Origin of the sequence: Pseudomonas sp. NMI542_15, from assembly GCF_021283425.1 — a bacterium.
Taxonomy (GTDB): Bacteria; Pseudomonadota; Gammaproteobacteria; order Pseudomonadales; family Pseudomonadaceae; genus Aquipseudomonas; species Aquipseudomonas fortuita.
Genome location: NZ_JAJSRO010000009.1, coordinates 150671 through 175725, shown reverse-complemented (window position 1 = coordinate 175725; position 25055 = coordinate 150671). Strand labels below are relative to the sequence as shown.

The window sequence follows — 25055 nt, the reverse complement described above, 5'->3', positions numbered from 1 at the left end:
AGCCCATGCCCTGGAAGGCGCCATTGGCGGACATGCAATTCGTGCTGCAACACTGGCTGCGGGCCGAGCAGGGCTGGCAGGCAATGCCTCCCTATGCAGATATCGATCTCGACCTGGCCACTCAGGTGCTGGAAGAGGCCGCCCGCTTCAGTGAACAGGTGCTGGCCCCGCTGAATGCACCGGGCGATCGCCAAGGCTGCCGCCTGGACGACGGTGATGTACGCACGCCGGAGGGTTTTGCGGCGGCCTATCGAGCCTATGTCGAGGGTGGTTGGCCGGCGCTGGCCTGTGCCCCGGAACTCGGCGGGCAAGGGCTGCCCCAGGTGCTGGATGCTGCCTTGCAGGAGATGCTGTTCGCCAGCAATCACGCCTGGGCCATGTACACCGGCATCGCCCATGGCGCCTACCTGTGCCTGAAAACCCATGCGTCTGACGAACTGCAGGCGCGCTATCTGCCGGGCATCGTCAGCGGCGAGACCTTGCCGACCATGTGCCTGACCGAGCCTCAGGCCGGCAGTGACCTCGGCTTGCTACGTTGTCGCGCTGAACCCATGGGCGACGGCCGCTACGCCGTCACCGGCAACAAGTTGTTCATTTCTGGCGGCGACCACGACCTGACACACGACATCGTGCATCTGGTGCTGGCGCGGCTAACGGATGCGCCAGCGGGCAGCCGTGGTTTGTCGCTGCTGCTGGTGCCGAAATGGCTGGACGATGGCCAGCGCAATGCCGTGTACTGCGATGGCCTTGAGCACAAGCTGGGCATTCGCGGCAGCGCCACCTGCGCGCTGCGTTTCGAAGGGGCCAGCGGCTGGCTGGTGGGGCAGGCGCACGGTGGCCTGGCCGCCATGTTCGTGATGATGAACTCGGCCAGGCTGCATGTCGGCCTGCAGGGGCTGGCGCATGCCCAGGCGGCTTGGCAGTACGCCAGCGCGTACGCCTGGGAGCGCCGGCAGATGAATGCACCGGGGCAGGCCAAGGGAGCTGCCGACCCCATTCACCTGCACCCTGCCATGCGCCGCATCTTGCTGGAGCTGCGTGTGCGCACCGAAGGCATGCGGGCCCTGGGCTACTGGGCAGCGCACTGGCTGGATATTGCCGATGCATCAGCTGACCTCGCACAACGGGCGAAGGCCTCGAAGCTGGCAGCGCTGTTGACGCCCATCATCAAGGCCGTGTTCACCGACCTCGGTTTCAACCTGGCCAGCAAGGCGCTGCAGGTGTTCGGCGGCTATGGCTACACCTGCGAGTTCGCCATCGAGCAAACGCTGCGCGACAGCCGCATTGCGATGATCTACGAAGGCACCAATGAAGTGCAGGCCAACGACTTGCTGCTGCGAAAGGTGCTGGGGGATGGGGGCGAAGGCTTTGCGCTGCTGCTGGTCGAGCTGCGGCAGGAAACGGGTGCGGGCGAGGAGGGCGATGCGTTGCGCAGGGTTTGCGAGACGCTGGAGATGGTGCTTGCCAAGGTGCAGCTCAGCGCAGCAGACGACCCCGAGTACCCGTACCGGGCCGCGGGCGACTTTCTGCAACTTTGCGGTACAGCCTTGCAGGCCTATGCCTGGGCCCGCACGTGCCGCTGCATCCAGGCGCTGCCTGTCGACGCGCCGCAGCGCCTGGAAAAGCAGGAAAGTGCCCGTTACTTCTTCGACTACCTGTTGCCCGATTTCGACCGGCAGGTGGCGGCCATCGACGCGGCCGCAGCACCTTTGCCGTTTATTCACCAACCGTTCTGAACCCCACGTGCGAGGTCGCCATGAACACCGGCTGCGGTTGCCGCGCCGAGGGCCGGTAGCGCATGCACCGGTCTGCCGAGCACAGGTGCGAACCGCCCTTGATCACGGCCACTTTCACCCCAGGTTCGGCGGGGTCGAAGCTTTGGTCCAGGGTGGGGCCTGGCGGGTCGAGGGCGGCGTCACGCTGTGGGTCGTGGCCAGGACGATAGCCCGTTCGGGTCAGTTCCCACACATTGCCCCCGGCATCGAACAGGCCAAAGCGGTTAGCCGGAAAGCAGCCCACCGGTGAAGTACCGGTGAAGCCGTCGGCTGCCGCGTTGTGATATGGAAACTGGCCCTGCCAGGTATTGGCCATGATCCGGCCTTTGGGCAGTTCCGTTTTGCCCCAGCTGAAGTCGGCATCCTGCAAGCCTCCGCGCATGGCGTATTCCAGCTGGGCCTCGGTGGGAAGCGTGCGCCCGGCCCAGTGGGCATACGCCTGGGCATCTTCAAGCGCCACCTGCACCACCGGGTGGTTTTCCAGCCCCGCCAAGCTGCTGCCCGGGCCTTGCGGGTGACGCCAGCTCGCCCCAGGGATGAATTGCCAGCCAGGGCTGAGCACGTCCGGCCCTTGCTGGAATACCATCGCGCCAGGCACCCGCAGGTGCTCGGGCAGGGTGGGGTCGTCCTTGAAGCTGATGCCCCGCTCGGCATGGGTGAGGTAACCGGTAGCGGCTACGAAGCGTTCAAACTGGGCGTTGGTGACCGGATGCACATCGATCCAGAAATCCGCCACGCTAGCCGTATGGGGCGGGCCTTCTTCGTCGTAGAAGCGGTCCGAGCCAAAGCTGAACGTGCCGCCTGGCACGCGCACCAGGCCGTCACGCCAGGCGCCCTGGCGTGCTGCGGGCAGGCCACTGTAGCCGTTGCACAGCAGCACCGGCGCCGGGGCTTCTGGCCAGGCGCTGTAGCCCACGGCGAGCAGGCCGGCGGCGACCAGTGCGCAGCCGGCTACTCGGGCAATCATGGCTTGCTGGCCACGGTCGGGGTGGCCGGTTTGGCGGGGCTTGCGGGGTGGCCATCGGCGTCGATAGCGATATTGCTGCGCTGCGCATACGCTTTCCAGTCGCGCAGCATGCTGGCGACCTGCTCGGGGTGATCGGCAGCGATGTCGTGGTGCTCACCGGGGTCTTTGCCCAGGTCGTACAGGTGCCAGGCCGGCTTGCCATCGGTGGCATCCCACAGCAGTTTCATCGGGCCTTTGCGCAACGAGGCGCTGCCGTTGATTTCCCAGCCCAGGGCTTCGTCCTCGGCATGAATTCGCGTGTCCTGGCCCTGCAGGTAGGCCAACGCCGAGGTGCCTTGCGGCGGCACGATATCGCGTTCCCGGTATTTGATGCCGGGCATGGGGGCACCCGCCAGTTGCAGCAGGGTGGGCATGATGTCTCTGACGCTGGCCAGTTCTTCGCTGCGCCCAGGCTTGATCGTTGCCGGGTAATAGACAAAGGCGGGCACGCGGATGCCGCCTTGGTAGGTCGTCATCTTGTAGCGACGGCTGGGCAGGGCGCTGACCTGGGCCCAGGCCGGGCCGATCATCAGGAACGAGGCAGGTTTGCCGTAGTTGTCCAGGTTGTTGTCAAAATGCTGCTTGATCCAGTTCGGGTCGACGCGGGTCGCGTTTTCCGGCCCGTTGTCGGACATGAACAGGATCAGCGTGTTATCCAGCTCGCCGGCCTTGCGCAGGTGATCTACCAGCCGACCGACTTCGGCATCCAGTGCGGCGACCATGGCCGCGTACACCTCCATGGTGCGCGCTGACTGGCGTTGCTGCTCAACGGTCAGTGATGCCCAGCTCGGCACGCCCTCCAGTTGCGCTTGGCGCGGGAAGTCCGCCGGCACCAGCCCGGCTTTGCGCTGGCGCTCCAGGCGTTCGTGGGCAATGGCCTCGTAACCCTGATCGTAGCGGCCGCGGTACTGCGCCAGGTATTTGTCTGGCGCCTGCAAGGGCCAGTGTGGCGCGGTGTAGGCGGCGAAGGCGAAGAAGGGTTTTTGGCTGGCCTTGCCTTCGTCGATGGCGGAAATCAGGCGGTCAGTGAACCAGGTGCTTGAGTAGAAGTCGTCGGGCAGTTCGATGGGTTTGCCGTTGTGCTGGAACGTTGCGCTGTAGTTCGACTGCAAGTCCATGTTGGCTTGCTTGAAGTGCGCAGCGCCCCCTTCCAGCAGCACGTAGGCCTGGTCGAAACCACGATTTTGCGGCTGCTGAGCGGGCTGCATGCCCAGGTGCCATTTGCCAGATATGTAGGTGCGGTACCCGGCATCGTGCAGCAGTTCGGCCAAGGTGGCGACGTTGGCCCCGAGCACGCCTTCGTAGCCTGCGCGCACTTCGGAACCTGGGGGCAGCCGTTTGCGTGCTTCGGCCATCATGCCCAGCCCGGCAATGTGCGGGTCGTTGCCCGACATCAGCATTGCGCGGGTGGGGGAGCAACTGGGCGCGGCATGAAAGTCCAGCATCAGGCGGCCGTCAGCCAGTAGCTGGTCCAGATGCGGGGTCTGGATTTCGCTTCCAAGCGCAGACAAGTCGGAAAAGCCGAGGTCATCGGCAACAATAAGCAGAATGTTTGGTTGCTTAACGGTTGGCGCAGCCAGGCTTTGGCTTGCGCCAAGCATCAGCAGGCCGAGGGCAGCAAGGGGTTTGAGGCAGTTCATGTAGGTGCTCTTGTTGTTTTAATGAGTGTTTAGACGCGTATGACCGCGTAGCAGACAGCGCGCAAGGCCAATAGTAGCCATCAATGGCGCCATATCGCAGCACCTGCGTGCATAAGCGTTCGATCAGCGAACGCTCAATGCCGCCTGCCTCTTGCGGGCAGTCGATTGGCTATTGACGGCAAGATGATTAACAAAAATAATCGTTAACAGAGTTATCCAATTTTATAAAAACAAGTAAAGGGAAATTCTGATGACGAGGCCGTTGAACCGGGCGTTGGTGCCCGTTGTGCTGCTTTCGCTGTGCCAGTGCGTGCAAGCGGCCAGTCCGCTTGAAGACAGCCGGCCAGGCAGGCCTGGCGCCCCGCGCTGGGTCGAGGACTACCGTTTTCTGGATGACCCCGCCAAGGCCGGCGACCCGTTCGATGGGCTGCGCTACCATCGTTTGTCCGAGTCGGCCTGGCTGCAACTGGGGGCTGAGGCGCGTTATCGCGCCGACGTACTGAACAAGCCCTTCTTCGGCTTGCGTGGCCTGAACGACGATTCCTATTTGTTGCAGCGCTTGCAAGCGCATGCTGACCTGCACCTGTTTGATGACGCCCTGCGCACCTTCGTGCAGGTCGAGAACACCCGTGCATTCGGCAAAGACCTGTACTCACCTAATGACGAAGGTCGAAATGAAATCCGCCAGGCATTCATCGACTTCAATCACGATTTTGCTGCGGGGCGCTATACGACGCGGGTCGGACGCCAGGAGATGGCCTTCGGCGACCAGGTGTTCGTCACCTACCGTGATGTGCCCAACCTGCGCTTGAGCTTCGATGGCGTGCGTGCCAGCCTCAACCTCAAGGACGGGCGCAAGCTCGATGCCTTTGCCGTCAGGCCGTTGAAAACAGGTGAAGACAGCTGGGACGATGGCAGTAACAACGCGGTGAAGTTTTACGGTCTGTACGGCACCCTGCCGCTGACGGCCGTATGGAACATGGATTTGTTCGCGTTCGGCCTGCAAACCGATGACCGCAGCCTGGCCGGCGAGGCTGGGGACGAACAGCGCTACACCTACGGCACGCGCCTGTTTGGCCGCTATCAGGCCTTGGACTGGAGCTGGAACCTGGCCGGGCAGGGCGGCCACCTGGGCGGCGCCTCGATCCGTGCCTGGGCAGTGTCGAGCGACAGTGGTTACACCTTCGACCACCCCTGGCAGCCGCGCCTGGGCATGCGTGCCGACGCCGCCAGCGGTGATAGCGACCCCGGCGACGGCAAGGTCGGCACCTTCGACCCGCTGTTCCCGCGAAACGGCGTTTACGGTGAGGCCAGCCTGACCACCTTGAGCAACGTGATCGTGGTCGGGCCTACGTTCGGCTTCTCGCCCTGGCGCACGGTGCGCTTCGAACAAGGCGTGCTCGAAGTCTGGAAGCAGCGCGAAGAGGATGGCGTGTACATGCCTGGCATGAGCATGCTGGCCAACACCCGCGGCACCGGCCGGCATGTGGGCACCATCTACCGCGCCAACACCCGATGGCTGGCGACGCCCAACCTCACGCTGGATCTCGACATGAAGTACTACGACGTAGGTTCCGCCATCAAGGAAGCCGGTGGCGAAGACTCGTCGTTCGTTTCCTTGCGTGCCACGTTCAGGCTTTGACTTCCCGACCCATAACAACAAAAGGGGCCATACATGAGTGATTCATCCTCATCTTCAAGCAAGCCGGTGCTTACCATCGGCCTGTGTTTTCTGGTGGCGCTGCTGGAGGGGCTGGACCTTCAGGCCACCGGGGTTGCTGCACCGCACATGGCCAAGGCATTCGCGCTGACGCCCGCCATGCTTGGCTGGGTATTCAGTGCCGGGCTGCTGGGGCTGTTACCGGGGGCGTTCATTGGCGGCTGGCTGGCCGATCGGCTGGGCCGCAAGGCAATCCTGATCGTGGCGGTGCTGCTGTTCGGCGGCTTCTCGCTGGGTACCGCCCACGCTGATACATACACCTCGTTGCTGATCGCGCGCCTGATGACCGGGTTGGGATTGGGGGCAGCCTTGCCGATCCTGATTGCCCTGGCCAGCGAGGCCGCGCCGCAGCGCCTGCGCAGCACGGCGGTGAGCGTCACCTATTGCGGCGTGCCCTTGGGAGGGGCGATCGCGTCGGTCATCGGCATGGCCGGCCTGGGCGAGGACTGGAGGGCGGTGTTCTACGTGGGCGGTATCGCCCCCATTGCGATTGCTTTTGTGCTGATGGTGTGGCTGAAGGAGTCCCAGGCGTTCCGTGCCCAGCCTGCTGCCAGCACCGGCGGCAACGGCATGCTGGCCCAGCTGTTCGGCCCGGGGCAGGTAAGCCGTACCCTGTTGCTGTGGGTGGCGTGCTTTTTCACGCTAACCGTGCTGTACATGCTGCTCAACTGGTTGCCGTCGCTACTGATCGGGCAGGGCTACAGCCGTCCTCAGGCAGGTGCGGTGCAGATACTGTTCAACCTGGGGGGCGCTGCAGGCTCGTTCCTCACCGGGCGAATGATGGACCGAGGCTTGGCGGGGCGGGCCGTTTTCATTGCGTATGCTGGCATGCTCGCTTCGTTGGCAGGCCTTGGGTTGTCGACCAGCTTCGGCCTGATGCTGCTGGCAGGATTTACCGCAGGCTATTGCGCCATCGGTGGCCAGCTGGTGCTGTATGCACTTGCGCCGACGTTGTATTCGACCCACGTGCGTGCGACCGGCGTGGGGGCTTCGGTGGCTGTAGGGCGCCTGGGGTCGATGGCCGGGCCATTGGCTGCAGGGCAGATTTTGGCGGCCGGGGCCGGTGTAGGTGGTCTGCTGCTGGCAGCGTCACCTGGCCTTGTAGTAGCGGCATTGGCGGCGCGTGCGTTGCTGGGGCAGCGTAGCCGCCCGGCCGTCAATACCCCGGTCGAGGAAGTTGCTCGCTAGACAGGCTGGATGGCACCGGCAACGCCGGTGTCGTCCTGCTCCTGCACAGGCGTGTCGAGCGGGGAGCGCGTCGTTGAACGCTCCCTGTTCGCCACCCCGAACGGCACATGCACCATCGGCAAATCACCTGCCGGCGACTGCAGGTGACTGCGCTGGTCGTCAAAGAAGACATGCGGCTTGAGAATCGACAGCACCCTGGGTTTCTCCATCCCACCGAGAAAGAAGCACTCATCCGGCGACACCCCCCAATCCTTCAACGTCGTCACCACCCGCTCATGTGAGGGCGCATTGCGCGCTGTCACAATGGCAATCCGCAAGATCCGCTTGTACGCCGGGTCCTCGGCCAGCTTGCGGTCCTCCAGCATGCGTATCAGCGACAGCTTGCGGTACAAGTCCGCCAACGGCCCGGGCGAATGTGGAATGCCCTTGTGCACGCGCTCGTGCTCTTGAAAATCGTCCAGGTTGTCGTTGCGCTTGTACACGCTTTCCGCCTCGTCGTCGGCAATCACACCATCGAAGTCGAAGGCCACCCGCAATTCAGTGTCGATCTCGTCATCGTAGATGCGCGTCGGCAGCACCCGCCCGGCCGGGTAGTTGGCATCGATGGCTTTCTGCACGTCTTCCTCGTTGGCACTGAGAAACAGCGAGGCATTGAATGCCGGGATGTACTCGTAGGGCGAGCGACCCGACATGAACGCTGCGCGGGTGATGTCCAGCTGATAGTGGTTGATCGAACGAAACACCCGCAGGCCGGTTTCCGGGGAGTTGCGCGAAAGCAGCACCACTTCTACCGGCAGTTGATCGGGAAAGGCCTGGTTGATGCTCAGGAAGCGGCGGATGAACGGGAACGCCACGCCTTTGGGGAATGGCTCGTCCAGGTTCTGCTGCTGGTGATGGCGGTACGCCTCGACCCCCTGGGTCTTGTAGATGTCGTCCGAGACGGTGAGGTCGAACAGCGCACTCGAGGCAACGCCAATGACCAGTTTCTGTTCGATGGGGTAGGGCATTGAGCAACTCCTGAACCTGTGCTGAAGGGAAGTGTACGCCTGCGCAGCGACGAAAGCCCCCAGGCCTGCGGTGCCCTCGTTACCTGATCAACTGCTCAATTCTCTCGTTGGCCGGTGGATTCAGTGATGCCAATTTGATAGCTTTCCGCCCTTTACCGCTGTATCCGGACAGAAATTGATGAACCAGCCATACGAACCCAAGCAACAGCTCGACGACCTGCCGGCGCCGGCCGAGGGCCATGCCTTCTGCAGGCAAGAGGTGGAGCGCCTTGAAAGTGTGCAGGCCCAGCATGCACTCGAACTGGCTGCGCTGCAGGCCAGTGGCGAGGCGCAGAACCGGAAACTGGTGGCAAGTACCCTGGCCCGCGTGCAGAAGGAAGGGGCGATTCGCAAGAGCCTTGAGCAGTACCAGGAGCAACTGGCCGCGAGCAACCTGGCACGGGACGCGTTGTCCACCACTGTGACTACGGCGTTGAAGCGGCTAGCGCTGGCCACCAGCACCCAGGCTCAGCGCGTTGACAGCGTCGAGGCGCGTCTGGCCAGCCTGGCTGAGCGCCAGCGTGAATGCGAGCTGCAATTGCAGCAGCTGGCCGGCCCTGGCTGGGCGGCGTACCTGGAGCGCAATGCTGTGCCATTGGTAGCGCTGGCGGTGGCCGTTTTTGCGCTGGGGCTGAACCTGTTCGGTTGAACGCAACTTGAAGGCACATGCCCAATGGGCGCGTGCAGTCCATACGTAATGACTGGGGCTGCTATGCGGCCCATCGCGGGCATGCCCGCGCCCACAGGGCTCAGCGCCGAGCCGCCAGCACCTCGGGGTTGGCAACGTTCTTTGGCGTTCCTTCGAAAAACGCCAGCACATTGTCGAAGGCGTCGCCAAAGTACAGCTCGTAACCGTTCTTCTCCACATACCCCAGGTGCGGTGTACTGAGTACACGAGGGTGGCGCAGCAGCGGATGGGCGGGGTCGAGCACCGGCTCCTCTTCGAAAACATCCACTGCCGCGTAACCCGGCCGCCCGGCATCCAGTGCCTGCAGCAATGCCCCTGGGGCAATCAGTTCTGCGCGGCTGACGTTTACCAGCAGGGCATCGGGCTTCATGCTGGACAAGTCGCGGAAGGTGACCCCGTGGCGCGACTGTGCCGACAGGCGCAGGTTCAGGCTGACAATGTCCGCTTCAGCAAAAAATGCCTCACGCGAGGCGGCTGCGCGGTGGCCATCAGCCTGGGCTGCGGCGCGGCTGCTGTCGCTGCCCCACACCAGCACGTGCATGTCGAATGCCTGTGCGTAACGCGCCAGGCGCTGGCCGATCTTGCCGTAACCCCAAATGCCCAGCAGCTGGCCGGCCAGCGCCTGCCCCAGGTTGACCTGCCAATGGCCTTGGCGCAAGGCATCGATGGCCGGTACCAGCTGCCGACGGGCATTCAGGATAAGCGCCCAGGCAAGTTCCGCAGGCGCCACCGGCGAGCCACGCCCCTCGGTTACGGCTATGCCCCGCGCCGTGCACGCTGCCAGGTCCAGGTGGCTGGACACCTTGCCGGTCTGGCTGATCAGCTTGAGGTCAGGCAGGTGGTCGAGCAAGGCGGCGTCGATGCGGGTACGTTCGCGGGTGAGTACCAGTGCGTCGGCGTCGGCAAAGCGTGCTGCAAGTTGCTCTGGCGTGGCGGGTTGGCATTCATGAAGCACGCTGACAGCGTGCCCGCTCAGTTTGGCGAAGCAGTCGAGCGTGCGGATCACATCCTGGTAGTCGTCGGGAATGACAATGCGCATGGTGGTCTGGCCCTGGCCGTACAGTGAAGCGTCGAAGATAACCCAACTGTAGATATCAACGTCAGGTCAGACTGTGGTCGCAGCGCACCACGACCGGCTCATGCACCCTGTCGTGACACCAGGCCGCTCCCAACGCGTAGCCCGGAAGACGTTCTACAAGGGGGTGCGCAGGCCGCCCGACAAGTGCTCTATCAGAAAATCCACGAACACCCGGACCCGCGCCGGCATGGCCGGCCCGCCAACGAACACCTCATGGATCGGCTCGCGGTCGTCAGGGTTGTACGCCTCCAGCAATGGCACCAGCCGCCCGCTGGCCAAGTCATCGACCACCGTGAAGGTACCGATGCGTGCCACGCCGGCACCAAGCCTGGCCAGTTGCGCCAAGGCTTCGCCGCTGCTGCATTCGATATTCCCCGTCACCTTCAACGAGAACGCCTGCCCGTCGCGGCGGAACGGCCAGTCGGGCTCCGCGCGGCGGAAATTGAAGCGCAGGCAGTTGTGCCGGGCCAAGTCTTCAGGCTCAAGCGGGGTACCGCAGCGTTGCAGGTATTCGGGTGAGGCGACCACCACCTGGCCGGTTTCGCCAATGGCGCGGGCGCTCAACGAGCTGTCCGGCAGGTGCCCGAAGCGTAATGCCACGTCGGCCTGGCCCCCGAGAATGTCGGCCACTTCGTCACTGAGGGTAAGGTCAACCAGCACTTGCGGATAGCGGGCGCTGAAGGCCGCCAGCAGCGGCACTACGGTCAACCGGGCGTGGCCCAGTGCGGCGCTCACCCGCAAGCGCCCGCGCGGCACCCCCTGGTCGGTGATGGCTTCTTCCACTTCGAGCATGTCGGCCAGCACCCGCCGTGCACCGCGCAGGTACGCCTCACCCTCGGGAGTGAGGGTGATTGCCCGTGTGGTGCGCAGCAGCAGGCGGGTGCCCAGGCGCTGTTCGGTGCGGGCGAGGATACGGCTGACCGCAGAAGGCGTCAGGTTCAGTGCCCGCGCGGCAGCCGACAAGCTGCCTTCTTGCGCCACCCTGGCAAATATCTCCATCTCGCCGGATCTTCCACTGAAGTCCATTTGTGCCTCGTGCGCAAAGGTGGTTAGCAAAAAAGCAGTCTAGTGCGCTTTTGAAACAGATCGTAGCATTTGCGGCATAGATAAGGAGCTTGCCATGCGTATCAATCCACCTCTTGTCGCACTCGCCATCGGTGCCTTTGGCATCGGTGTCACCGAGTTCGCCCCCATGGGCATGTTGCCCAGTATCGCCACTGACCTTGGCGTTTCCATCCCTGCTGCCGGGCTGCTGGTCAGCGCCTATGCCATCGGCGTGCTGATCGGCGCACCGCTGATGACCCTGGCCACGGTGAAGATCCCGCGGCGTTATCTGCTGATCGGGCTGATGGTCATTTTCACACTGGGCAACCTGATGTCGGCCCTGGCCAGCGACTACGCCAGCCTGTTGGTGGCCCGCGTTGTCACCTCACTGAACCACGGTGCTTTCTTCGGCATCGGCTCGATTGTCGCAGCCAGCGTGGTACCACCCGAGAAGCGTGCCGGGGCGGTGGCGGCGATGTTCATGGGCTTGACCCTGGCCACCATCGGCGGCGTGCCGCTGGCGACCTGGTTCGGTGAAATGCTGGGCTGGCGCACAGCCTTCTGGGGTATCGCCGGGCTTGGCCTGGTGGCGATGACCACCCTCTGGTACGCGCTGCCCAATGTGCCGTCGCCCAAAGGCGACGGGGCCATGGCTGAAATCCGTGTGCTGGGCCGCGGCCCGGTGCTGGCAGCTTTGCTGCTGACGGTGGTGGGTTCCAGTGCGATGTTTACGGTGTTCACCTACATTGCGCCGATCCTGCAGAGTGAGGCGGCCGCATCCACCACGTTCGTGACAGCCATGCTGGTGTTGTTCGGTGTTGGCCTGACCTTGGGCAATGTGTGGGGGGGCAAGGCGGCAGACCGCTCGATCGACCGTACCCTGATCCTGTCGTTGGCGTTGTTGATTGCCGTGCTGCTGGTGTTCCCGCTGGTGCTCGACTGGCCGCTGCCGACAGCCGTGGCGATTCTGCTCTGGGGCGCGGCCAGTTTTGCCTTGGTGCCGCCGTTGCAGATGCGCGTGATGGAGGCAGCCAAGGATGCGCCCAACCTGGCCTCGGCGGTGAACATCGGTGCGTTCAACCTGGGCAATGCGATTGGCGCCGCGCTGGGTGGCGCAGTGATCAACGCAGGGCTGGGCTACCCGGCGATTTCCCTGGCGGGCGCCGCGATGGCGGCACTGGGGTTGGTGATGGTGTTGCTGTTTGCCTGGCGTGGGCGGGTGGTGGCAGCGGGGGGGCAGGTTGCGGCGTAACAAACTGAGATCGCCGGGGGCGCTGTGCGCCCCTTTCGCGACACAAGGCCGCGCCTACAGGGAAAATGGGATCTCTTGTAGGCGCGGCCTTGTGTCGCGATGGGCTGCAAAGCAGCCCCAGAATCCAGCAGTGCCGTTGCCGCCACCACGGTGATGCCGTTTTCGGTCTGCTCGCCGAGGCTGGCAGTGCCGGTCACGTTGGTCGGGTCCAGTGCCACAGCACCCAATGGCAGCGGTTGGCCGGGATCAGGCGGTAACCGCCGTCCTGCGGCATGGCTAGCAGGCCGCAGGACCAGTAACTGCTGCAGGGCTTGCTGGCTGAAGCTGCCACGCAGCCCGGCGCTGTATTTGCCGGCCAGGTCACCCGGGGGTAAACGACTAGTGGTAATGACTCGCAGTATTACCCAATGCCCGGCAGTGAAACCCGTGTTGTACGTTTACGGTGTACCGTTACGGCCGTGCAGGTGATAGGCCGGGCGTTCGCTGAGGCGTTCGTAATAATCGCGCACCGCTGGCAGTTGCGGGTGTTCGAACGGCGTTTCGAACCAGCGGTTGACCGACAGGCCGATAGGGATATCGGCCAGGGTGAACTGGCTGCCGGCCACATACGCACCGGTGCTGGCCAGTTGGTGGTCGAGGATGTGCATGTAGCGAGACCAGTCCGCGCAACCGGCGGCAAGTGCTTGCGGGTCCTGGTGCGCGGGGGAGTGCCTGACCAGTGACATGAATGCGTAGCTCCACGAGCGGTTCAGGTCTGAGGCCTGCCAGTCGATCCACTGGTCGATCCTGGCCCGCGCCTGGGCATCGTCGGGGTAGAACGCGGTGGCACCATAGCGGTTGGCCAGGTAGCGGATGATGCTGTTGGATTCCCACAAGGTGAAGTCGCCATCCTGGATCACCGGGATCATGGCATTGGGGTTCAACGCCAGGAACTCGGCGCTGTCAGTGGCCTTGAAGCCAGAGCCCCAGTCTTCGCGCTCGAATGCAACCTCGAATTCAGCGCAGGCCCACAGCACTTTTCGCACATTGATGGAGGAGGCTCTGCCGAGTATCCGTAGCATGGTGTTCGTCCTGGGGTGGGGGAGGTTGATCGTCCGACACTGCCAGGTGGCGGTCAAGGGCTGATCGGTGGCGGAGGGCACACTTCATGGAGTGCTTGTAGTCCATTTCCGAAAGTGATTGTTACCACCCTGCTGGTCATTGTGGGGGGCAAAGCAGCGTCCTAGTCTGGGCATGCCCGCAACCGCCCGAGGAATGGACATGGACAACGACAACCCGAAAAGCAGCAAGCTCAATGTTGTGCGTGCAGCGAGCCGGTTTGGCAACGCCGATGCCGAACTGGTGCAGATGAAACCGCAGCTGCCGATGAGGACCGCACTGATGGAGGCATCTAGCATCATGGGCTGCATGACTGAAATCACTCGCAAGGCCATCGACAGGCCTGGCGACCGCAAGGTGATGATGCAGGCCACGGTTTACCTGGCGGGCATGGCCAAAGCACTGATCGATGGCCAGCTGCTGCAGATGCGTCAGGCGCGGGAAGGTGAACGCGAACGCTAGTCAAGCTTGCCTGGGGGGCCTTAACTTGGCACCCTTGGGCGGTTTGAATCGTCTGTATCACCACAAAAGGAAGTTCGCATTGAGCTGGGACAAGGTGGGGAAATTCCTCGTAGCCGTGCTTGCGGGCCTGATGGTCCTTTTGGCCGCCTACGTGTTGCTCAGGGGCAACCCGCGTCTGGAGGCGTCACTGACTTATGCCTACCTCACCTATCCCACCCAGTTCAGCGAGCGCATAAGCAAAGCCAGCGAGCAACTCAAGTATGAGCAGTTGCAGGGGCGCATCAACAGCATTGGCCAAGGCGAGCTAAGCCACGATCAGGTCGAGCGGTTGATAGAAATGGCCCAGGCACCCTATGCCCAGCTGTTCGCCAAGCCTTTCGAGGCCGGGCTGGTCGATCACCGTACTGGCTTGCTCATCGAACTACGCAACAGGGGTGATGCGCCAGTACGGGAGGTCAAGGTCCGTCTGCCAGCCAAGGGCCTGGTGCAGGTGCGTGATGCTGCCGGCAACGACACCCTGCTGGAAACCGCCACCGCGCAGGTGGACATCCCGGCCATCGAGCCGGGTGGCACGTGCAAGGTCTGGGTCTATTTCGATGCAGACTATTTGCAGATCCGCCAAGGCGGGGTCAGCATCAGCCACGCCGACGGCGTGGCCAATGTGCAGGTGTACCACGAAGTCATCGGTTTTCCGGCCATGGTGGCGCGCTACAGCCGCGAGTTGATGGTGTTGCTGAGCGTACTGGCGATCAGTGTGCTGGGCCTGGGTTACGCCTGCCTGGCACGGCGTAGACCGCGGTAAGCGCGTTACTCGAACATAAATACCTGATTGGGCGGGGCCCCTGTGGGAGCGGGCAAGCCCGCGAACACCGGCGCAGCCGGTGCCATGCAGCGCGTCGCACTCTTCGCGGGCGCGCCCGCTCCCACAGGATAAAGCGGCGTTTGCCGAAGCCTTGTTCCATGGGCGACAGCGCAGCATAACGGGCTGGTATGCGTGTTCTGCGATCAAGGGTCATTTGCTTGAAACTCAATACTCCCCCGTTGACGACCCTCTATAGTGCTCGGCATTACAAGACCCATGTCGAGCCTGCCTGATGATCCCTTCCCTGGATTCCATTTTTTCTCGCCTGCGCCTGCGCCAGTTGCGCCTGCTGATCGAGCTGGATCGCTGTGGTTCGCTGCACAAGGCTGCCGAAGCCATGGCCATTTCCCAGCCCGGGGCCACCAAGGCGTTGCGCGAGGTGGAGGAGGTGTTGGGTGTACCCTTGTTCCAGCGCCTGCCCAGCGGCCTGGTAGCCAACGACGTGGGCCGTTGCGTGGTGCGCTACGCGCGGCTGATCCACAGCGACCTGGGGCACTTGCGCGAAGAGGTGCTGGGCATCGTCCAAGGCCAGGGTGGGCGGCTGGCGGTGGGCAGCATCATGGGGGCCATGCCGACCCTAATCAGCGCCCTGGGGCGCTTGCGCCGCAAGCAGCCGCAGCTGGCAGTGGAAATTGCCGAGAATACCAGCGCCAACCTGCTCGCCCAGCTGGACGAGGAGCGCCTGGACCTGGCGATCTGCCGGCCGGGGCTGGGCCGCAACGCTACAGACTATGCCTTTGTCGAACTGGCCCAGGAGCCATTGGTAGTGGTCGCGCACCCGCAACACCCGCTTGCCGGGGCAGCGTCACTGCATATCAGCGACTTGAGCCATTACCGCTGGGTGGTCTACCCGGCGAACATGCCCATGCGCCAGGCGCTGGAGCGCGAGTTGAGCGAGGCAGGGGTGGAGGTGCCCCGTTATCCGCTGGAAACCTTTTCAACCTTCGCTACTTTCATGCTGCTGGAAGATGACCCGACGCTGGTGGCGGTCATTCCCAGTGCTGTGGCGACTTTTGCCGAGCAGCGCGGGTTACTGGTGTCGCTGGCGGTGCAGCTACGGGCCTTGAGCGAGCCGTTCGGCATCGTGCACCGTGTGGCGACGCTGCTAGCGCCAGCGGCGCGGTTGCTGGTAGAGGAATTGACGGCCGATTGAAACTTGTTGACGCCAGCCCTTCAGCCTGTTGCTGGCGGGGATAAATGCCGGTTATTGGTGGATCAGCTCTTTTCATTATCGGCGGCCCTGTCCTGTGCTCTAGATTACCCCCCTGAAACCCTACTGCATCAAGGACCAACACAATGGATCTAGGCATTACCGGCCGCTGGGCCATCGTCTGCGCGGCCAGCCAAGGCCTGGGCAAAGGCTGCGCCGAGGCGCTTGGCAAAGAAGGCGTGAACCTGGTCATCAATGCCCGCACCCAAGCCACCCTGATGCAGACCGCCAGCGAGTTGCGTGCGGCCTGCCCGGGCATCGAGGTGCTTACCGTGGCCGGCGATGTTGCTGATGCCCAGGTGCGCCAGGCGCTGTTGGCGGCCTGCCCGCAGGTCGACATCCTGGTCAACAACGCCGGTGGCCCGCCACCGGGGGACTTCCGTGACTGGGGGCGTGACGACTGGCTGAAGGCGCTGGACGCCAACATGCTCACCCCCATCGAGCTGATCAAGGCAGTTGTCGACGGCATGGCCGAGCGGGGCTTCGGGCGGGTGGTGAATATCACCTCAGGCGCGGTGAAGGCGCCGATCGACATGCTTGGTCTGTCCAACGGCGCCCGCAGTGGCCTGACCGGTTTCATTGCCGGCCTGGCCCGGCAGCAGCGCCTGGCGGGCAGCAATGTGACACTGAACAACCTGCTGCCTGGGGCGTTCGACACCGCGCGCTTGCAAAAAACGTTGCAGGCGGCGGGTGGCGATGTGCAAGCCACTGCCCAGGCCAGGCGCAAGGCCATCCCGGCGGCGCGCTTTGGCGATGCCGGGGAGTTTGGCGCGTACTGTGCGTTCCTGTGCAGTGCGCATGCCGGCTATATCACCGGGCAAAACCTGCTGATCGATGGCGGGGCTTATCCGGGTACCTTCTGAAAGGAGCGGGGGCGCAGTGCCCCCACAACCAAGGGGGCCAGTCAAACTGGCAATGATCCGGTGAATACCGCATACTTGTCGGCAAACGCCGAAACAGGAGTATGCCATGCTTGCCGAAGTGCTTCGTGACAACGGTTACCACGAGTACCGGGCGCGCCTGCAGGCGCTGCTGGAAATACCCGAACTTGCCAGTGACTTCGAAATCCACACCCGGATCACCCACGGTTTTGCCGCTACCTGGCTGGTGAAGCTGACCGAGCGCGGTGTGTTCACGCCGGTGGAGCGGGACCAGATCATTCCCCTGCGCACCCTGAAAACCCGTATCGAGCGTGACCAGCCGCTGACCGTGGAAGAGAGTGATCGGCTGTTCCGTTCGGCCCACATCACCGCCATGGCCGAAGCCGTGTTTGGCGAGGCGGACAAGGCCAAGCGCTGGCTGTCCAAGCCCAAGGAACGTTTTTCGGGGCTGACGCCGATGCAGATGCTCACAACCCAGCAAGGCACCACTCAGGTCGAAGAGATGCTGCTGCAGATTGCCGAGGGTTTTGGCCTGTGATTTTGTGGCGTATCAGCGCCTATGCAGATTTGAGCGGCACTGGGGGGCTGCGTGTTAGCGGACGCTGGCACCAGGCGGGCCGGCCCGTGGTGTATGCCGCCACCAGCCCTTCCGGGGCGATGCTCGAGGTGCTTGTGCACCTGGAGATCGACCCAGAGGATTTTCCTACCACCATGCGCCTGATCCGTATCGAATTGCCTGATACGGTTTCACAGGCGCAGTTGCCCGCCTTGCAGCCCGGCTGGTCCGCTCAGCCTGAGTTGACCCGGGCGCTGGGCAATCGCTTTCTGGATGACTGCTCGGCTTTACTGCTGCCCGTGCCGAGCGCGATCATGCCCAGCACCATCAACTACCTGTTCAACCCACGGCACGCGCAGGCACAGCGTGCGAAAATCCAGGTCGAGGATTTTACCCCGGACAGCCGCTTGTTCTAGCGTGTGTTCACCACAGTGCAGCCGATGCCGTCGTCAGCACCCGGCCAAACACTGCGAGCGCCTGGTCCACTTGCGCCTCGGTCGTGAATCGGCCGATGCTCAAGCGCACACTGTTGCGCGCCTGACGCTCGTCCAGCCCCAGTGCCAGCAGCACATGGGAGGCGGCGTTACTCGCCGAGTTGCAGGCCGAAGTGGTCGACAAGGCCAGCTCGCTGGCCAGGGCCGCGCTGTTGAAGCCCTTGCTGTCGATGCACAGGTTCAGGGTGTGGGGGATGCGTTGGCTGGCGCTGCCGTTGAGGGTGACGCCGGGTAAAGCCAGCAGGCCCTCGCGCAGGCGCGTGGCCAGTTGCTCAAGGCGCTGGTGCTCGCTGTCACCTGGTTCGCCGGCCAAGGCAAAGGCGCTGCCCATGCCCGCGATCTGATGGGTTGCCAGGGTGCCGGAACGCAGGCCCTGCTCATGGCCGCCGCCGTGCATCTGCGCGCGCATCAGCGTACGGGCGCGTGGGCCGACATAGAGCGCGCCGATCCCTTTTGGCCCGTAAACCTTGTGCGCCGAAAATGACATCATGTCCACGGCCACCGCCTTCAGGTCGATGGCCAGCTTGCCTACGGCCTGTGCGGCGTCCACGTGCAGGAGGGCACCGTGGTCACGCACCTGTTGGCCGATGGCGGCAAAATCGGTAACCGTGCCCAGCTCGTTGTTGACCGCCATCAGCGACACCAGGCGGGTATCGGCGCGCAACGCTGCCTGCACGCTTGCAGGCTGGATCAGGCCGGCAGCATCCGGCGCCAGGCGGGTGACGGCCCAGCCTTGGCGTTCAAGTTCGGCCGCGGTGTCGAGCACGGCTTTGTGCTCTAGCTGACTGGTGATCAGGTGCCCGGGCTGGTCGATGCCTTGGGCAATGCCTTTGAGTGCCAGGTTGTTGGACTCGGTCGCGCCCGAGGTCCAGACCAGGTTGTCGGCTTGCGCGCCGACGCGCTCGGCCACCTGCTGGCGAGCGTGCTCCACGGCCTGTCGCGCGGCCTGGCCGTAGGCATGGCCACTGGACGCCGGGTTGCCGAAGTTGGCCTCGCTGCCAAGGCAGGCAAGCATGGTTTCGATGACCCGGTCGTCGACGGGGGTGGTGGCGGCGTAATCGAAATAAAGAGGGGCGCTAGGCATTCGGGCGGGTCCATATCTGTCGCCGTGAAATCGGCGATTGTTGGGATAAGCGTACCCGCGATGAAGAAGATAGTTTTCGCTTCCCGCCAATTTTTTTCTGAATCTCTGTAATAAAAATTTCTCCACTGCGAACTTTTTGGAGAATATTTTTCTACAGTCGAGCAGAGCTGAGGCGCCGCCGCTCGCAGGCGTCTTCAGGCAGGCTGTGGGGTCTTCTCTTCCTCGGCTACCACGCGTTCGCACAATTCGGTGATCTGCTCGCGCATCCAGCGGTTGGCCGGGTCCTGGTCGGTGCTTTCATGCCAGTACAGGTGCGTTTCCAGTGCCGGCACCTCCACTGGCAGTGGCTGGTAACGCAACTGATGGCGACGGGCGAAGCGCTCGGGGACGGTCATCGCCATGTCGGTCTGCTGCAACACCTGCGAGGCCATCAGGTAGTGCTGCGAACGCAGGGCGACCTTGCGTTGTACACCCATCTTGCCCAGCGCCAGGTCGACGTAACCCAGGCCGTTGCGGCGGCTGGAAATATGGATGTGGGTCATGCTCAGGTAGCTGTCGAGGGTCAGCTTGCTGTCAGCCAGCGGGTGGCCTTGGCGCAGGGCGCACACATAGCGGTCTTGCATCAGTTTGATGTGGCGCACCTGCGGGTCGGTGTTCAGGGGCGCGTCAATGGCGAAGTCCAGGCGGCCGGCGGCGAGCTCCTTGGTGGTCTCGCGGCGCTTGCACAGGAAGCTTTCGATCAGCACCGCAGGCGCCAGACGGCGCAGGCGCTGGAACAGCGGCGGCAGGATGACCGCTTCGGTCAGGTCGGTCATGCTGATGCGGAAGGTCTTGTTGGCCTGCTGCGGGTTGAAGATGCGGCTTTCCTGCACCGAGGTACGCAGCAGTGCCAAAGCGTTGCGCACCGGGCCGATGATGTTCTGCGCCATCGGCGTGGGCACCATGCCTTGTGCAGTGCGCACAAACAGCGGGTCGTTGAAGGTTTCGCGCAGCCGCGAAAGGGCATTGGACACCGCTGGCTGGGTAATGCCGACAATCTGCCCGGCGCGGGTCAGGTTGGCTTCGGTGTAGATCGCATCGAACACGATGAACAGGTTGAGGTCGACCTTGCTGAGGTTCATGGGCGCCGCTCTTTGTTGGAATTATTGGCCGATCATATATCGGTTATGAATGTTTATACACACGGAAAATAGACTAGGTGGATGGGGTTGCGCTGCTCTAGGCTCTGCCCATGTACTCCGAACCGTGAAGGTAGCCCCGATGGATTTCGCCTATTCGCCCAAGGTCCAGGCACTGCGCGAGCGCGTTACTGCGTTCATGGACGCCTACGTGTACCCCGCCGAAGCCGTGTTCGAGCGCCAGGTTGCCGAGGGCGACCGCTGGCAGCCCACGGCAATCATGGAAGAACTCAAGGCCAAGGCCCGCGCCGAAGGGCTGTGGAACCTGTTCTTGCCCGAATCGGAATACGGCGCCGGCCTGAGCAACCTGGAATACGCCCCACTGGCGGAAATCATGGGCCGCTCGCTGCTCGGGCCAGAACCGTTCAACTGCTCGGCGCCGGACACCGGCAACATGGAAGTGCTGGTGCGTTATGGCAGCGAAGCGCAGAAACGCCAGTGGCTGGAGCCGCTGTTACGCGGCGAGATCCGCTCGGCGTTTGCCATGACTGAGCCGGACGTGGCCTCCTCGGACGCGACCAACATGGCCGCCACTGCCGTGCGTGACGGTGACGAATGGGTCATCAATGGCCGCAAGTGGTGGACCTCCGGCGCCTGCGACCCGCGCTGCAAGGTCATGATTTTCATGGGCCTGTCCGACCCTGAAGGGCCACGCCACCAGCAGCATTCGATGGTGCTGGTGCCCACCGATGCGCCGGGCGTGAAGATCGTCCGCCCGTTACCGGTGTTCGGCTATGACGATGCCCCTCATGGCCATGCCGAAGTGCTTTTCGAGAACGTGCGGGTGCCTTATGAAAACGTGCTGCTCGGTGAGGGGCGCGGCTTTGAGATTGCCCAAGGGCGCCTTGGCCCTGGCCGTATCCACCACTGCATGCGCTCGATCGGCATGGCCGAGCGTGCGCTGGAGCTGATGTGTAAACGTTCGGTGGAACGTACTGCATTTGGTCGGCCACTGGCACGGCTGGGCGGCAACGTCGACAAGATCGCCGACTCACGCATGGAAATCGACATGGCCCGGCTGCTGACGCTGAAAGCGGCATACATGATGGACACCGTGGGCAACAAGGTGGCCCGCAGCGAGATCGCGCAGATCAAGGTGGTGGCGCCGAACGTGGCGTTGAAGGTGATCGACCGGGCGATTCAGATTCACGGTGGGGCAGGGGTGAGTGGCGATTTCCCGCTGGCTTACATGTACGCCATGCAGCGCACCCTGCGCCTGGCCGACGGGCCGGATGAAGTGCACCGGGCGGCGATTGGCAAATATGAAATTGGCAAGTATGTGCCGGTGGAGCTGTTGCGTAGCGGGCGCTGAGTCAGCGGCCTGCACCGGCCTCTTCGCGGGTGAACCCGCTCCCACAGTGATCGCGCAAACTCCCGCAATGTGTAGGAAGTATCTGACCATGGGCGTCGGCAAGGACATGCTCGATCAAGGTTTGAAACAGGTCAGTCATACATTGACCAGTATCGAGCAGTTGCACCAGCGAGAGTTCCTGCGCCATGGCCACTTGAACAGCCCAGCGTTTTTCGCAGCTTGTAAAAAGGTCAGACTGACCGAGACAGGAGGTTTTGCTGTTGGAACCGCCGGAGCTATGCTTGGCTCCTCAGGAGCAGTCCTCGTATCCGGAACAGTATGTGCCGTTGTTACTATGGGCTCTGCAGGTCTGGCCGGGCCAGTGTGCGGCATAGTGCTGGTGGGTGCCAGCGGTATGGCTGGGGGAGTGCTGGGCGGCAAGCTCGGTGAGTCGGTAGGCGAGGTTATCTACGAGGCGACCAGTGATTGATTACTGGCTGGCAACCACTTGCCAAATTGGTAATTCTACTAAGTCCTTTTGTTATCGGTATACCTGGGCTAGCTCTTAGTGTTGTCGCGACGTTGACGAAAGATTATGGCGTCGCCTGCTCGGCCATCACGAGCAATCCCTACTTCGAAAGCATTAAGCGTGTATGGGGTTCTGGATCATTTGAGTGGCGCTGGCTGACCCTTTGTACGGTAAGTGGACTAGTTGCATTTCCGTGATTAGCGCTGCGTATGGGGCAACTGGATGCTGGCGAGTTGAATGCCTTTCCGCAGAAGCTGAAGCGTAAGTTGAAGGTTGCTGCGTGGCTAAGCATGACTGGATTCATCTGGATGGTAGTTGTATGGGCATTATTTAAAATCAAGTAGCCGTATCAGATCCGCATCTGCGGGTCTTCGTCTTTCGGGCTGACTGGACAATCGGCATTTGAAGACTGCTCAGGCGAATGATCCGCGATCGCCGGGTTCTCCCCCCGCGTCTTGACCAACGAAACCACCACCCCACCCAGCAACAACCCGAACGTCACCCCCAACGACAGCAGTGCCGGCACCTTGCCCACCATGCCGTGATAGAAAATCTTGCAACCAATAAAGATAAGCACCAGCGCCAACGCATACTTGAGGTATACAAACCGGTGCATCAACGCCGACAGCGCGAAGTACAACGATCGCAGCCCAAGAATGGCGAAGATGTTCGAGGTGTAGACAATGAATGGATCCTGGGTGATGGCGAAAATCGCGGGCACGCTGTCGACTGCAAACACCAGGTCGGCCAGTTCGATCAGCACCAGCGCCAGAAACAACGGGGTGGCGTAGCGCAGCGCCTTGCTGTGCCCGGGCGGGGTCTGGCGCACGAAGAAGTGCGAGCCGTGGATCTGGTCGGTGACCCGCATGTGCCGGCGCACGAACTTGAGTATCGGGTTGTTGGCCAGGTCAGGGTGGCTGTCTTCTTTCGAAAGCGCCATCTTCACCCCGGTAAACAACAGGAAAGCACCGAAGAGATACAGCACCCAGGCAAAGTTCTGCACCAGCGCGGCGCCTACACCTATCATGATCGCCCGCAGGAATACCACCCCCAGGATGCCCCAGAACAGCACGCGATGCTGGTAACGGCGGGGAATGGCGAAGTAGCTGAAAATCATCGCCATGACAAAGACATTGTCCATCGACAGCGATTGCTCGACCAGGAAACCGGTGTAGAACTCCAGCGCCGATTGCGCGCCCAGCTGGTACCAGACCCCGACGCCGAACAAGACGCCAACGCTGAAGTAGCCCGAGTACAGCAGCAGGCTTTCGCGCATTTCGATTTCCCGGTCGTGGCGGTGCAGCACGCCCAGGTCGAGCACCAGCAAACCGATGACGATGGCAATGAACACCAGCCACAACCAGGTGCTGGTACCGAGTACGGGGGTGGTGAGGAATGCTTGCAGAGCTGTCATGAGCCCCTCCTTGAATGTCGACGTTGCATGGCAACAGTGATCCGACATGGCGGCTTGGCAGCCGTCAGAGGGGCCCGGTATCACATGACTTTGAGCCTAGACCCGATTGCAGGAGATACCGAATGGGGAGCTGTTACATTTCTTTGCCAGGGCCCCTGCATCAATTCAGTACACCCACACCTCAACCCGCCGATTGCGCAGTCGCCCTTGCTCCAGCTCATTGCCGGCCACCGGCAGTTCATCGCCCATGCCCGTCACCTCCAGCAACTCCACGCCATCGCGCGCCAGCTCGCGGCGCACTGCCTGGGCCCGAAGGCGCGAGAGCAGGGCGGCGCGGCCAGGCGTTTCCTTGGGGTCGCCAAACCCTACCAGCACCGCTTTGCTCTGCAGCTTGCCAGCCTGGCGCAGGTATTCGGCCACCCGCTGCACATCACGCAGGGCCTTGTTATCGAGGCTGGCGCTGCCTTCCTGAAAGCGGAAGTTCACACTCAGCCGCTGCGCCTGCTGGGCCAGGGTGCGGTAGCGCGGCGGCATGTCTGCCTGGGGCACGACTGGCTGGGCCGTGATCTGCTGCGAAACAAAGCCCTGCTGGGCGACGATGGCCTGGCCGGCCGGGCTCTGGGCAAAGTCGGCCAGGGCTCTGGCCTGTGGCTTGGGGTTGGCCGGCAGGTAGAAGTACAGGCGCCGTGACAGCGGGTAATCTTCGCTGGCCACCAGGGCGCGCTCCGGCAGCATGGCCGGTGCGTCGCCTTCGGCTACCGCCAGCACCTTGGCCCCGTGCACCGCAGCCAGGCTGCTGAAGCCGATGGCCTGGCGGTCGGTGGCCACCTGCGCGGCCAGTTCGTCACTGGACTCGTAACGCAGAGCCTTGGCTGACAGCTCGTTGTGCTGGGGCTCCAGCACCAGCGCCTTGAACGTCTCGAAGGTGCCGGAGCGGTCGTCGCGGGCGTACAGGTGAATGGCGCCGCCAGGAATGCCCAATTGCTCCCAGCGTTGGATCTGCCCAGAGAAAATCTGCGCCAGCTGCTGCGTGTTCAATTGTGGTAGCGGGTTGTCGGGGTGGACGATGACCGCAACACCGTCCAGGCCGATCACTTGTTCGGCGCTGGCAGTGCGCAGGTCGCCAAGGGCACGTAGTAGGCGCACTTCACTGTCGTTGATCGGCCGCGAGGCAGCTGCCAGGTCGGCATCGCCACGGCCGAGGGCGGCGAAGCCGGTGCTGGACCCATGAGCGGCGATGTCGATGCGTACGGTTTGCCCCTGTGCGTCGCGCGCGGTTATCACCAACTCGTTGGCGACCTTGCCCGGCTGCTGCTCGACGACTGTGGCCTGCTGCGCGCGCAGTTGCCCTTTTACCAGGGCAGGGAGCAGCGCTGCGCCGATGGTGTTGGAGCCTTGAACGCGCAGGTGCACAGGCTCGGCCAGGGTGGCCAGCGGTAGCAAAGTGAGCAGCAAGACAAACAGGCGGGGCATGCCGGGTGGCCTATGGCATAGAGATGGCCGGCAGATTACGACAGTGGCGTGATGATAATGTGACAGCCGCACAGGGAGGGCCTTGC

23 protein-coding genes are annotated in these 25055 nt (G+C 63.1%); 13 read left to right on the top strand and 10 right to left on the bottom strand.

Features of this window, described 5'->3' with window-relative positions; genetic code table 11:
* The first annotated feature begins 5 nt into the window (after positions 1-5).
* Entirely contained in the window at positions 6-1736 is a 1731-nt protein-coding gene (locus LU684_RS15385) for an acyl-CoA dehydrogenase (protein ID WP_232894799.1), read from the top strand.
* On the opposite strand, the gene LU684_RS15380 is transcribed toward LU684_RS15385, so the two are convergent.
* Together LU684_RS15380 and LU684_RS15375 are read right to left on the bottom strand one after the other, a co-directional pair.
* Positions 1717-2742 (bottom strand): formylglycine-generating enzyme family protein, encoded by a 1026-nt coding sequence (locus tag LU684_RS15380; protein ID WP_060517259.1) that lies wholly within the window; start codon positions 2740-2742, stop codon positions 1717-1719. The two genes, LU684_RS15385 and LU684_RS15380, sit on opposite strands and share 20 nt — an antisense overlap.
* Positions 2739-4421, bottom strand: coding sequence for an arylsulfatase (locus tag LU684_RS15375; RefSeq protein WP_210668692.1), 1683 nt, complete (start codon positions 4419-4421; stop codon positions 2739-2741). Before LU684_RS15375 ends, LU684_RS15380 begins: the two co-directional genes overlap by 4 nt.
* A gap of 250 nt (positions 4422-4671) precedes the next feature.
* On the opposite strand from LU684_RS15375, the gene LU684_RS15370 reads away from it, so the two are divergent.
* Both LU684_RS15370 and mhpT read left to right on the top strand, forming a co-directional pair.
* Positions 4672-6063 carry an alginate export family protein gene (locus tag LU684_RS15370; RefSeq protein ID WP_016487696.1) on the top strand — a complete coding sequence of 464 codons (1392 nt, stop codon included), beginning with the start codon at positions 4672-4674 and terminating at the stop codon, positions 6061-6063.
* A 33-nt stretch (positions 6064-6096) separates the two neighbouring features.
* Positions 6097-7329: a 3-(3-hydroxy-phenyl)propionate transporter MhpT gene (gene mhpT / locus LU684_RS15365; RefSeq protein WP_024717911.1), complete on the top strand. Its 1233-nt coding sequence runs from the start codon at positions 6097-6099 to the stop codon at positions 7327-7329.
* On the opposite strand, the gene LU684_RS15360 is transcribed toward mhpT, so the two are convergent.
* The gene (locus LU684_RS15360; RefSeq protein WP_102690036.1) at positions 7326-8336 is read right to left on the bottom strand and encodes a 5'-nucleotidase; all 1011 of its coding nucleotides are present in this window, start codon (positions 8334-8336) and stop codon (positions 7326-7328) included. The genes mhpT and LU684_RS15360 overlap by 4 nt on opposite strands.
* A gap of 178 nt (positions 8337-8514) precedes the next feature.
* On the opposite strand from LU684_RS15360, the gene LU684_RS15355 reads away from it, so the two are divergent.
* Positions 8515-9024, top strand: a complete 510-nt coding sequence (locus LU684_RS15355; RefSeq protein ID WP_016487693.1) for a hypothetical protein — start codon at positions 8515-8517, stop codon at positions 9022-9024.
* 100 nt (positions 9025-9124) lie between these two features.
* Here the strand turns inward: LU684_RS15355 and LU684_RS15350 are convergent, their stop codons facing one another.
* Both LU684_RS15350 and LU684_RS15345 read right to left on the bottom strand, forming a co-directional pair.
* Positions 9125-10102 carry a D-2-hydroxyacid dehydrogenase family protein gene (locus tag LU684_RS15350; protein ID WP_016487692.1) on the bottom strand — a complete coding sequence of 326 codons (978 nt, stop codon included), beginning with the start codon at positions 10100-10102 and terminating at the stop codon, positions 9125-9127.
* A gap of 153 nt (positions 10103-10255) precedes the next feature.
* Positions 10256-11167, bottom strand: coding sequence for a LysR family transcriptional regulator (locus tag LU684_RS15345; RefSeq protein ID WP_232894798.1), 912 nt, complete (start codon positions 11165-11167; stop codon positions 10256-10258).
* 94 nt (positions 11168-11261) lie between these two features.
* Here LU684_RS15345 and LU684_RS15340 point away from each other — a divergent pair, with 94 nt between their 5' ends.
* Positions 11262-12437: an MFS transporter gene (locus tag LU684_RS15340; protein WP_232894797.1), complete on the top strand. Its 1176-nt coding sequence runs from the start codon at positions 11262-11264 to the stop codon at positions 12435-12437.
* A gap of 437 nt (positions 12438-12874) precedes the next feature.
* On the opposite strand, the gene LU684_RS15335 is transcribed toward LU684_RS15340, so the two are convergent.
* Complete coding sequence (locus tag LU684_RS15335; RefSeq protein ID WP_023047355.1) at positions 12875-13498, bottom strand: glutathione S-transferase family protein; 624 nt, start codon at positions 13496-13498, stop codon at positions 12875-12877.
* Positions 13499-13697: 199 nt separating this feature from the next.
* Here LU684_RS15335 and LU684_RS15330 point away from each other — a divergent pair, with 199 nt between their 5' ends.
* The 6 genes from LU684_RS15330 to LU684_RS15305 all read left to right on the top strand — a co-directional run bounded on the left by LU684_RS15330 (position 13698) and on the right by LU684_RS15305 (position 17922).
* Positions 13698-13997, top strand: a complete 300-nt coding sequence (locus LU684_RS15330) for a DUF3077 domain-containing protein (protein ID WP_016487688.1) — start codon at positions 13698-13700, stop codon at positions 13995-13997.
* 79 nt (positions 13998-14076) lie between these two features.
* Positions 14077-14799 (top strand): hypothetical protein, encoded by a 723-nt coding sequence (locus LU684_RS15325; protein WP_023047356.1) that lies wholly within the window; start codon positions 14077-14079, stop codon positions 14797-14799.
* Positions 14800-15091: 292 nt separating this feature from the next.
* A complete protein-coding gene (locus tag LU684_RS15320) occupies positions 15092-16012 on the top strand; it encodes a LysR family transcriptional regulator (protein WP_232894796.1) in 921 nt (306 codons plus the stop codon).
* A gap of 143 nt (positions 16013-16155) precedes the next feature.
* Positions 16156-16932, top strand: coding sequence for an SDR family oxidoreductase (locus LU684_RS15315; protein ID WP_016487685.1), 777 nt, complete (start codon positions 16156-16158; stop codon positions 16930-16932).
* 106 nt (positions 16933-17038) lie between these two features.
* The gene (locus LU684_RS15310; protein ID WP_016487684.1) at positions 17039-17488 is read left to right on the top strand and encodes an antitoxin Xre/MbcA/ParS toxin-binding domain-containing protein; all 450 of its coding nucleotides are present in this window, start codon (positions 17039-17041) and stop codon (positions 17486-17488) included.
* Positions 17485-17922: an RES family NAD+ phosphorylase gene (locus LU684_RS15305; protein WP_016487683.1), complete on the top strand. Its 438-nt coding sequence runs from the start codon at positions 17485-17487 to the stop codon at positions 17920-17922. The genes LU684_RS15310 and LU684_RS15305 overlap by 4 nt, the downstream gene beginning before the upstream one ends.
* A gap of 7 nt (positions 17923-17929) precedes the next feature.
* Here LU684_RS15305 and LU684_RS15300 read toward each other — a convergent pair whose 3' ends face one another.
* Both LU684_RS15300 and LU684_RS15295 read right to left on the bottom strand, forming a co-directional pair.
* Positions 17930-19084, bottom strand: a complete 1155-nt coding sequence (locus LU684_RS15300) for a cysteine desulfurase family protein (protein ID WP_016487682.1) — start codon at positions 19082-19084, stop codon at positions 17930-17932.
* 194 nt (positions 19085-19278) lie between these two features.
* Positions 19279-20205 (bottom strand): LysR family transcriptional regulator, encoded by a 927-nt coding sequence (locus tag LU684_RS15295; RefSeq protein ID WP_016487681.1) that lies wholly within the window; start codon positions 20203-20205, stop codon positions 19279-19281.
* Between the two features lie 139 nt (positions 20206-20344).
* On the opposite strand from LU684_RS15295, the gene LU684_RS15290 reads away from it, so the two are divergent.
* Together LU684_RS15290 and LU684_RS15285 are read left to right on the top strand one after the other, a co-directional pair.
* Positions 20345-21574, top strand: a complete 1230-nt coding sequence (locus LU684_RS15290) for an acyl-CoA dehydrogenase (protein WP_016487680.1) — start codon at positions 20345-20347, stop codon at positions 21572-21574.
* Positions 21575-21662: 88 nt separating this feature from the next.
* Positions 21663-22043 (top strand): hypothetical protein, encoded by a 381-nt coding sequence (locus tag LU684_RS15285; protein ID WP_232894795.1) that lies wholly within the window; start codon positions 21663-21665, stop codon positions 22041-22043.
* A 388-nt stretch (positions 22044-22431) separates the two neighbouring features.
* Here the strand turns inward: LU684_RS15285 and LU684_RS15280 are convergent, their stop codons facing one another.
* Entirely contained in the window at positions 22432-23496 is a 1065-nt protein-coding gene (locus tag LU684_RS15280) for a TerC family protein (protein WP_070086374.1), read from the bottom strand.
* 165 nt (positions 23497-23661) lie between these two features.
* The gene (locus tag LU684_RS15275; protein WP_232894794.1) at positions 23662-24969 is read right to left on the bottom strand and encodes a substrate-binding domain-containing protein; all 1308 of its coding nucleotides are present in this window, start codon (positions 24967-24969) and stop codon (positions 23662-23664) included.
* Positions 24970-25055: the final 86 nt, after the last annotated feature.

What these genes read in the sequence shown, in the direction of transcription:
- LU684_RS15385 (WP_232894799.1), top strand. Translation starts at nt 6, where the DNA reads ATGCCCTGGAAGGCGCCATTGGCGGACATGCAATTCGTGCTGCAACAC.
- LU684_RS15380 (WP_060517259.1), bottom strand. Translation starts at nt 2,742, where the DNA reads ATGATTGCCCGAGTAGCCGGCTGCGCACTGGTCGCCGCCGGCCTGCTC.
- LU684_RS15375 (WP_210668692.1), bottom strand. Translation starts at nt 4,421, where the DNA reads ATGAACTGCCTCAAACCCCTTGCTGCCCTCGGCCTGCTGATGCTTGGC.
- LU684_RS15370 (WP_016487696.1), top strand. Translation starts at nt 4,672, where the DNA reads ATGACGAGGCCGTTGAACCGGGCGTTGGTGCCCGTTGTGCTGCTTTCG.
- mhpT (WP_024717911.1), top strand. Translation starts at nt 6,097, where the DNA reads ATGAGTGATTCATCCTCATCTTCAAGCAAGCCGGTGCTTACCATCGGC.
- LU684_RS15360 (WP_102690036.1), bottom strand. Translation starts at nt 8,336, where the DNA reads ATGCCCTACCCCATCGAACAGAAACTGGTCATTGGCGTTGCCTCGAGT.
- LU684_RS15355 (WP_016487693.1), top strand. Translation starts at nt 8,515, where the DNA reads ATGAACCAGCCATACGAACCCAAGCAACAGCTCGACGACCTGCCGGCG.
- LU684_RS15350 (WP_016487692.1), bottom strand. Translation starts at nt 10,102, where the DNA reads ATGCGCATTGTCATTCCCGACGACTACCAGGATGTGATCCGCACGCTC.
- LU684_RS15345 (WP_232894798.1), bottom strand. Translation starts at nt 11,167, where the DNA reads ATGGACTTCAGTGGAAGATCCGGCGAGATGGAGATATTTGCCAGGGTG.
- LU684_RS15340 (WP_232894797.1), top strand. Translation starts at nt 11,262, where the DNA reads ATGCGTATCAATCCACCTCTTGTCGCACTCGCCATCGGTGCCTTTGGC.
- LU684_RS15335 (WP_023047355.1), bottom strand. Translation starts at nt 13,498, where the DNA reads ATGCTACGGATACTCGGCAGAGCCTCCTCCATCAATGTGCGAAAAGTG.
- LU684_RS15330 (WP_016487688.1), top strand. Translation starts at nt 13,698, where the DNA reads ATGGACAACGACAACCCGAAAAGCAGCAAGCTCAATGTTGTGCGTGCA.
- LU684_RS15320 (WP_232894796.1), top strand. Translation starts at nt 15,092, where the DNA reads ATGATCCCTTCCCTGGATTCCATTTTTTCTCGCCTGCGCCTGCGCCAG.
- LU684_RS15315 (WP_016487685.1), top strand. Translation starts at nt 16,156, where the DNA reads ATGGATCTAGGCATTACCGGCCGCTGGGCCATCGTCTGCGCGGCCAGC.
- LU684_RS15310 (WP_016487684.1), top strand. Translation starts at nt 17,039, where the DNA reads ATGCTTGCCGAAGTGCTTCGTGACAACGGTTACCACGAGTACCGGGCG.
- LU684_RS15300 (WP_016487682.1), bottom strand. Translation starts at nt 19,084, where the DNA reads ATGCCTAGCGCCCCTCTTTATTTCGATTACGCCGCCACCACCCCCGTC.
- LU684_RS15295 (WP_016487681.1), bottom strand. Translation starts at nt 20,205, where the DNA reads ATGAACCTCAGCAAGGTCGACCTCAACCTGTTCATCGTGTTCGATGCG.
- LU684_RS15290 (WP_016487680.1), top strand. Translation starts at nt 20,345, where the DNA reads ATGGATTTCGCCTATTCGCCCAAGGTCCAGGCACTGCGCGAGCGCGTT.
- LU684_RS15285 (WP_232894795.1), top strand. Translation starts at nt 21,663, where the DNA reads ATGGGCGTCGGCAAGGACATGCTCGATCAAGGTTTGAAACAGGTCAGT.
- LU684_RS15280 (WP_070086374.1), bottom strand. Translation starts at nt 23,496, where the DNA reads ATGACAGCTCTGCAAGCATTCCTCACCACCCCCGTACTCGGTACCAGC.
- LU684_RS15275 (WP_232894794.1), bottom strand. Translation starts at nt 24,969, where the DNA reads ATGCCCCGCCTGTTTGTCTTGCTGCTCACTTTGCTACCGCTGGCCACC.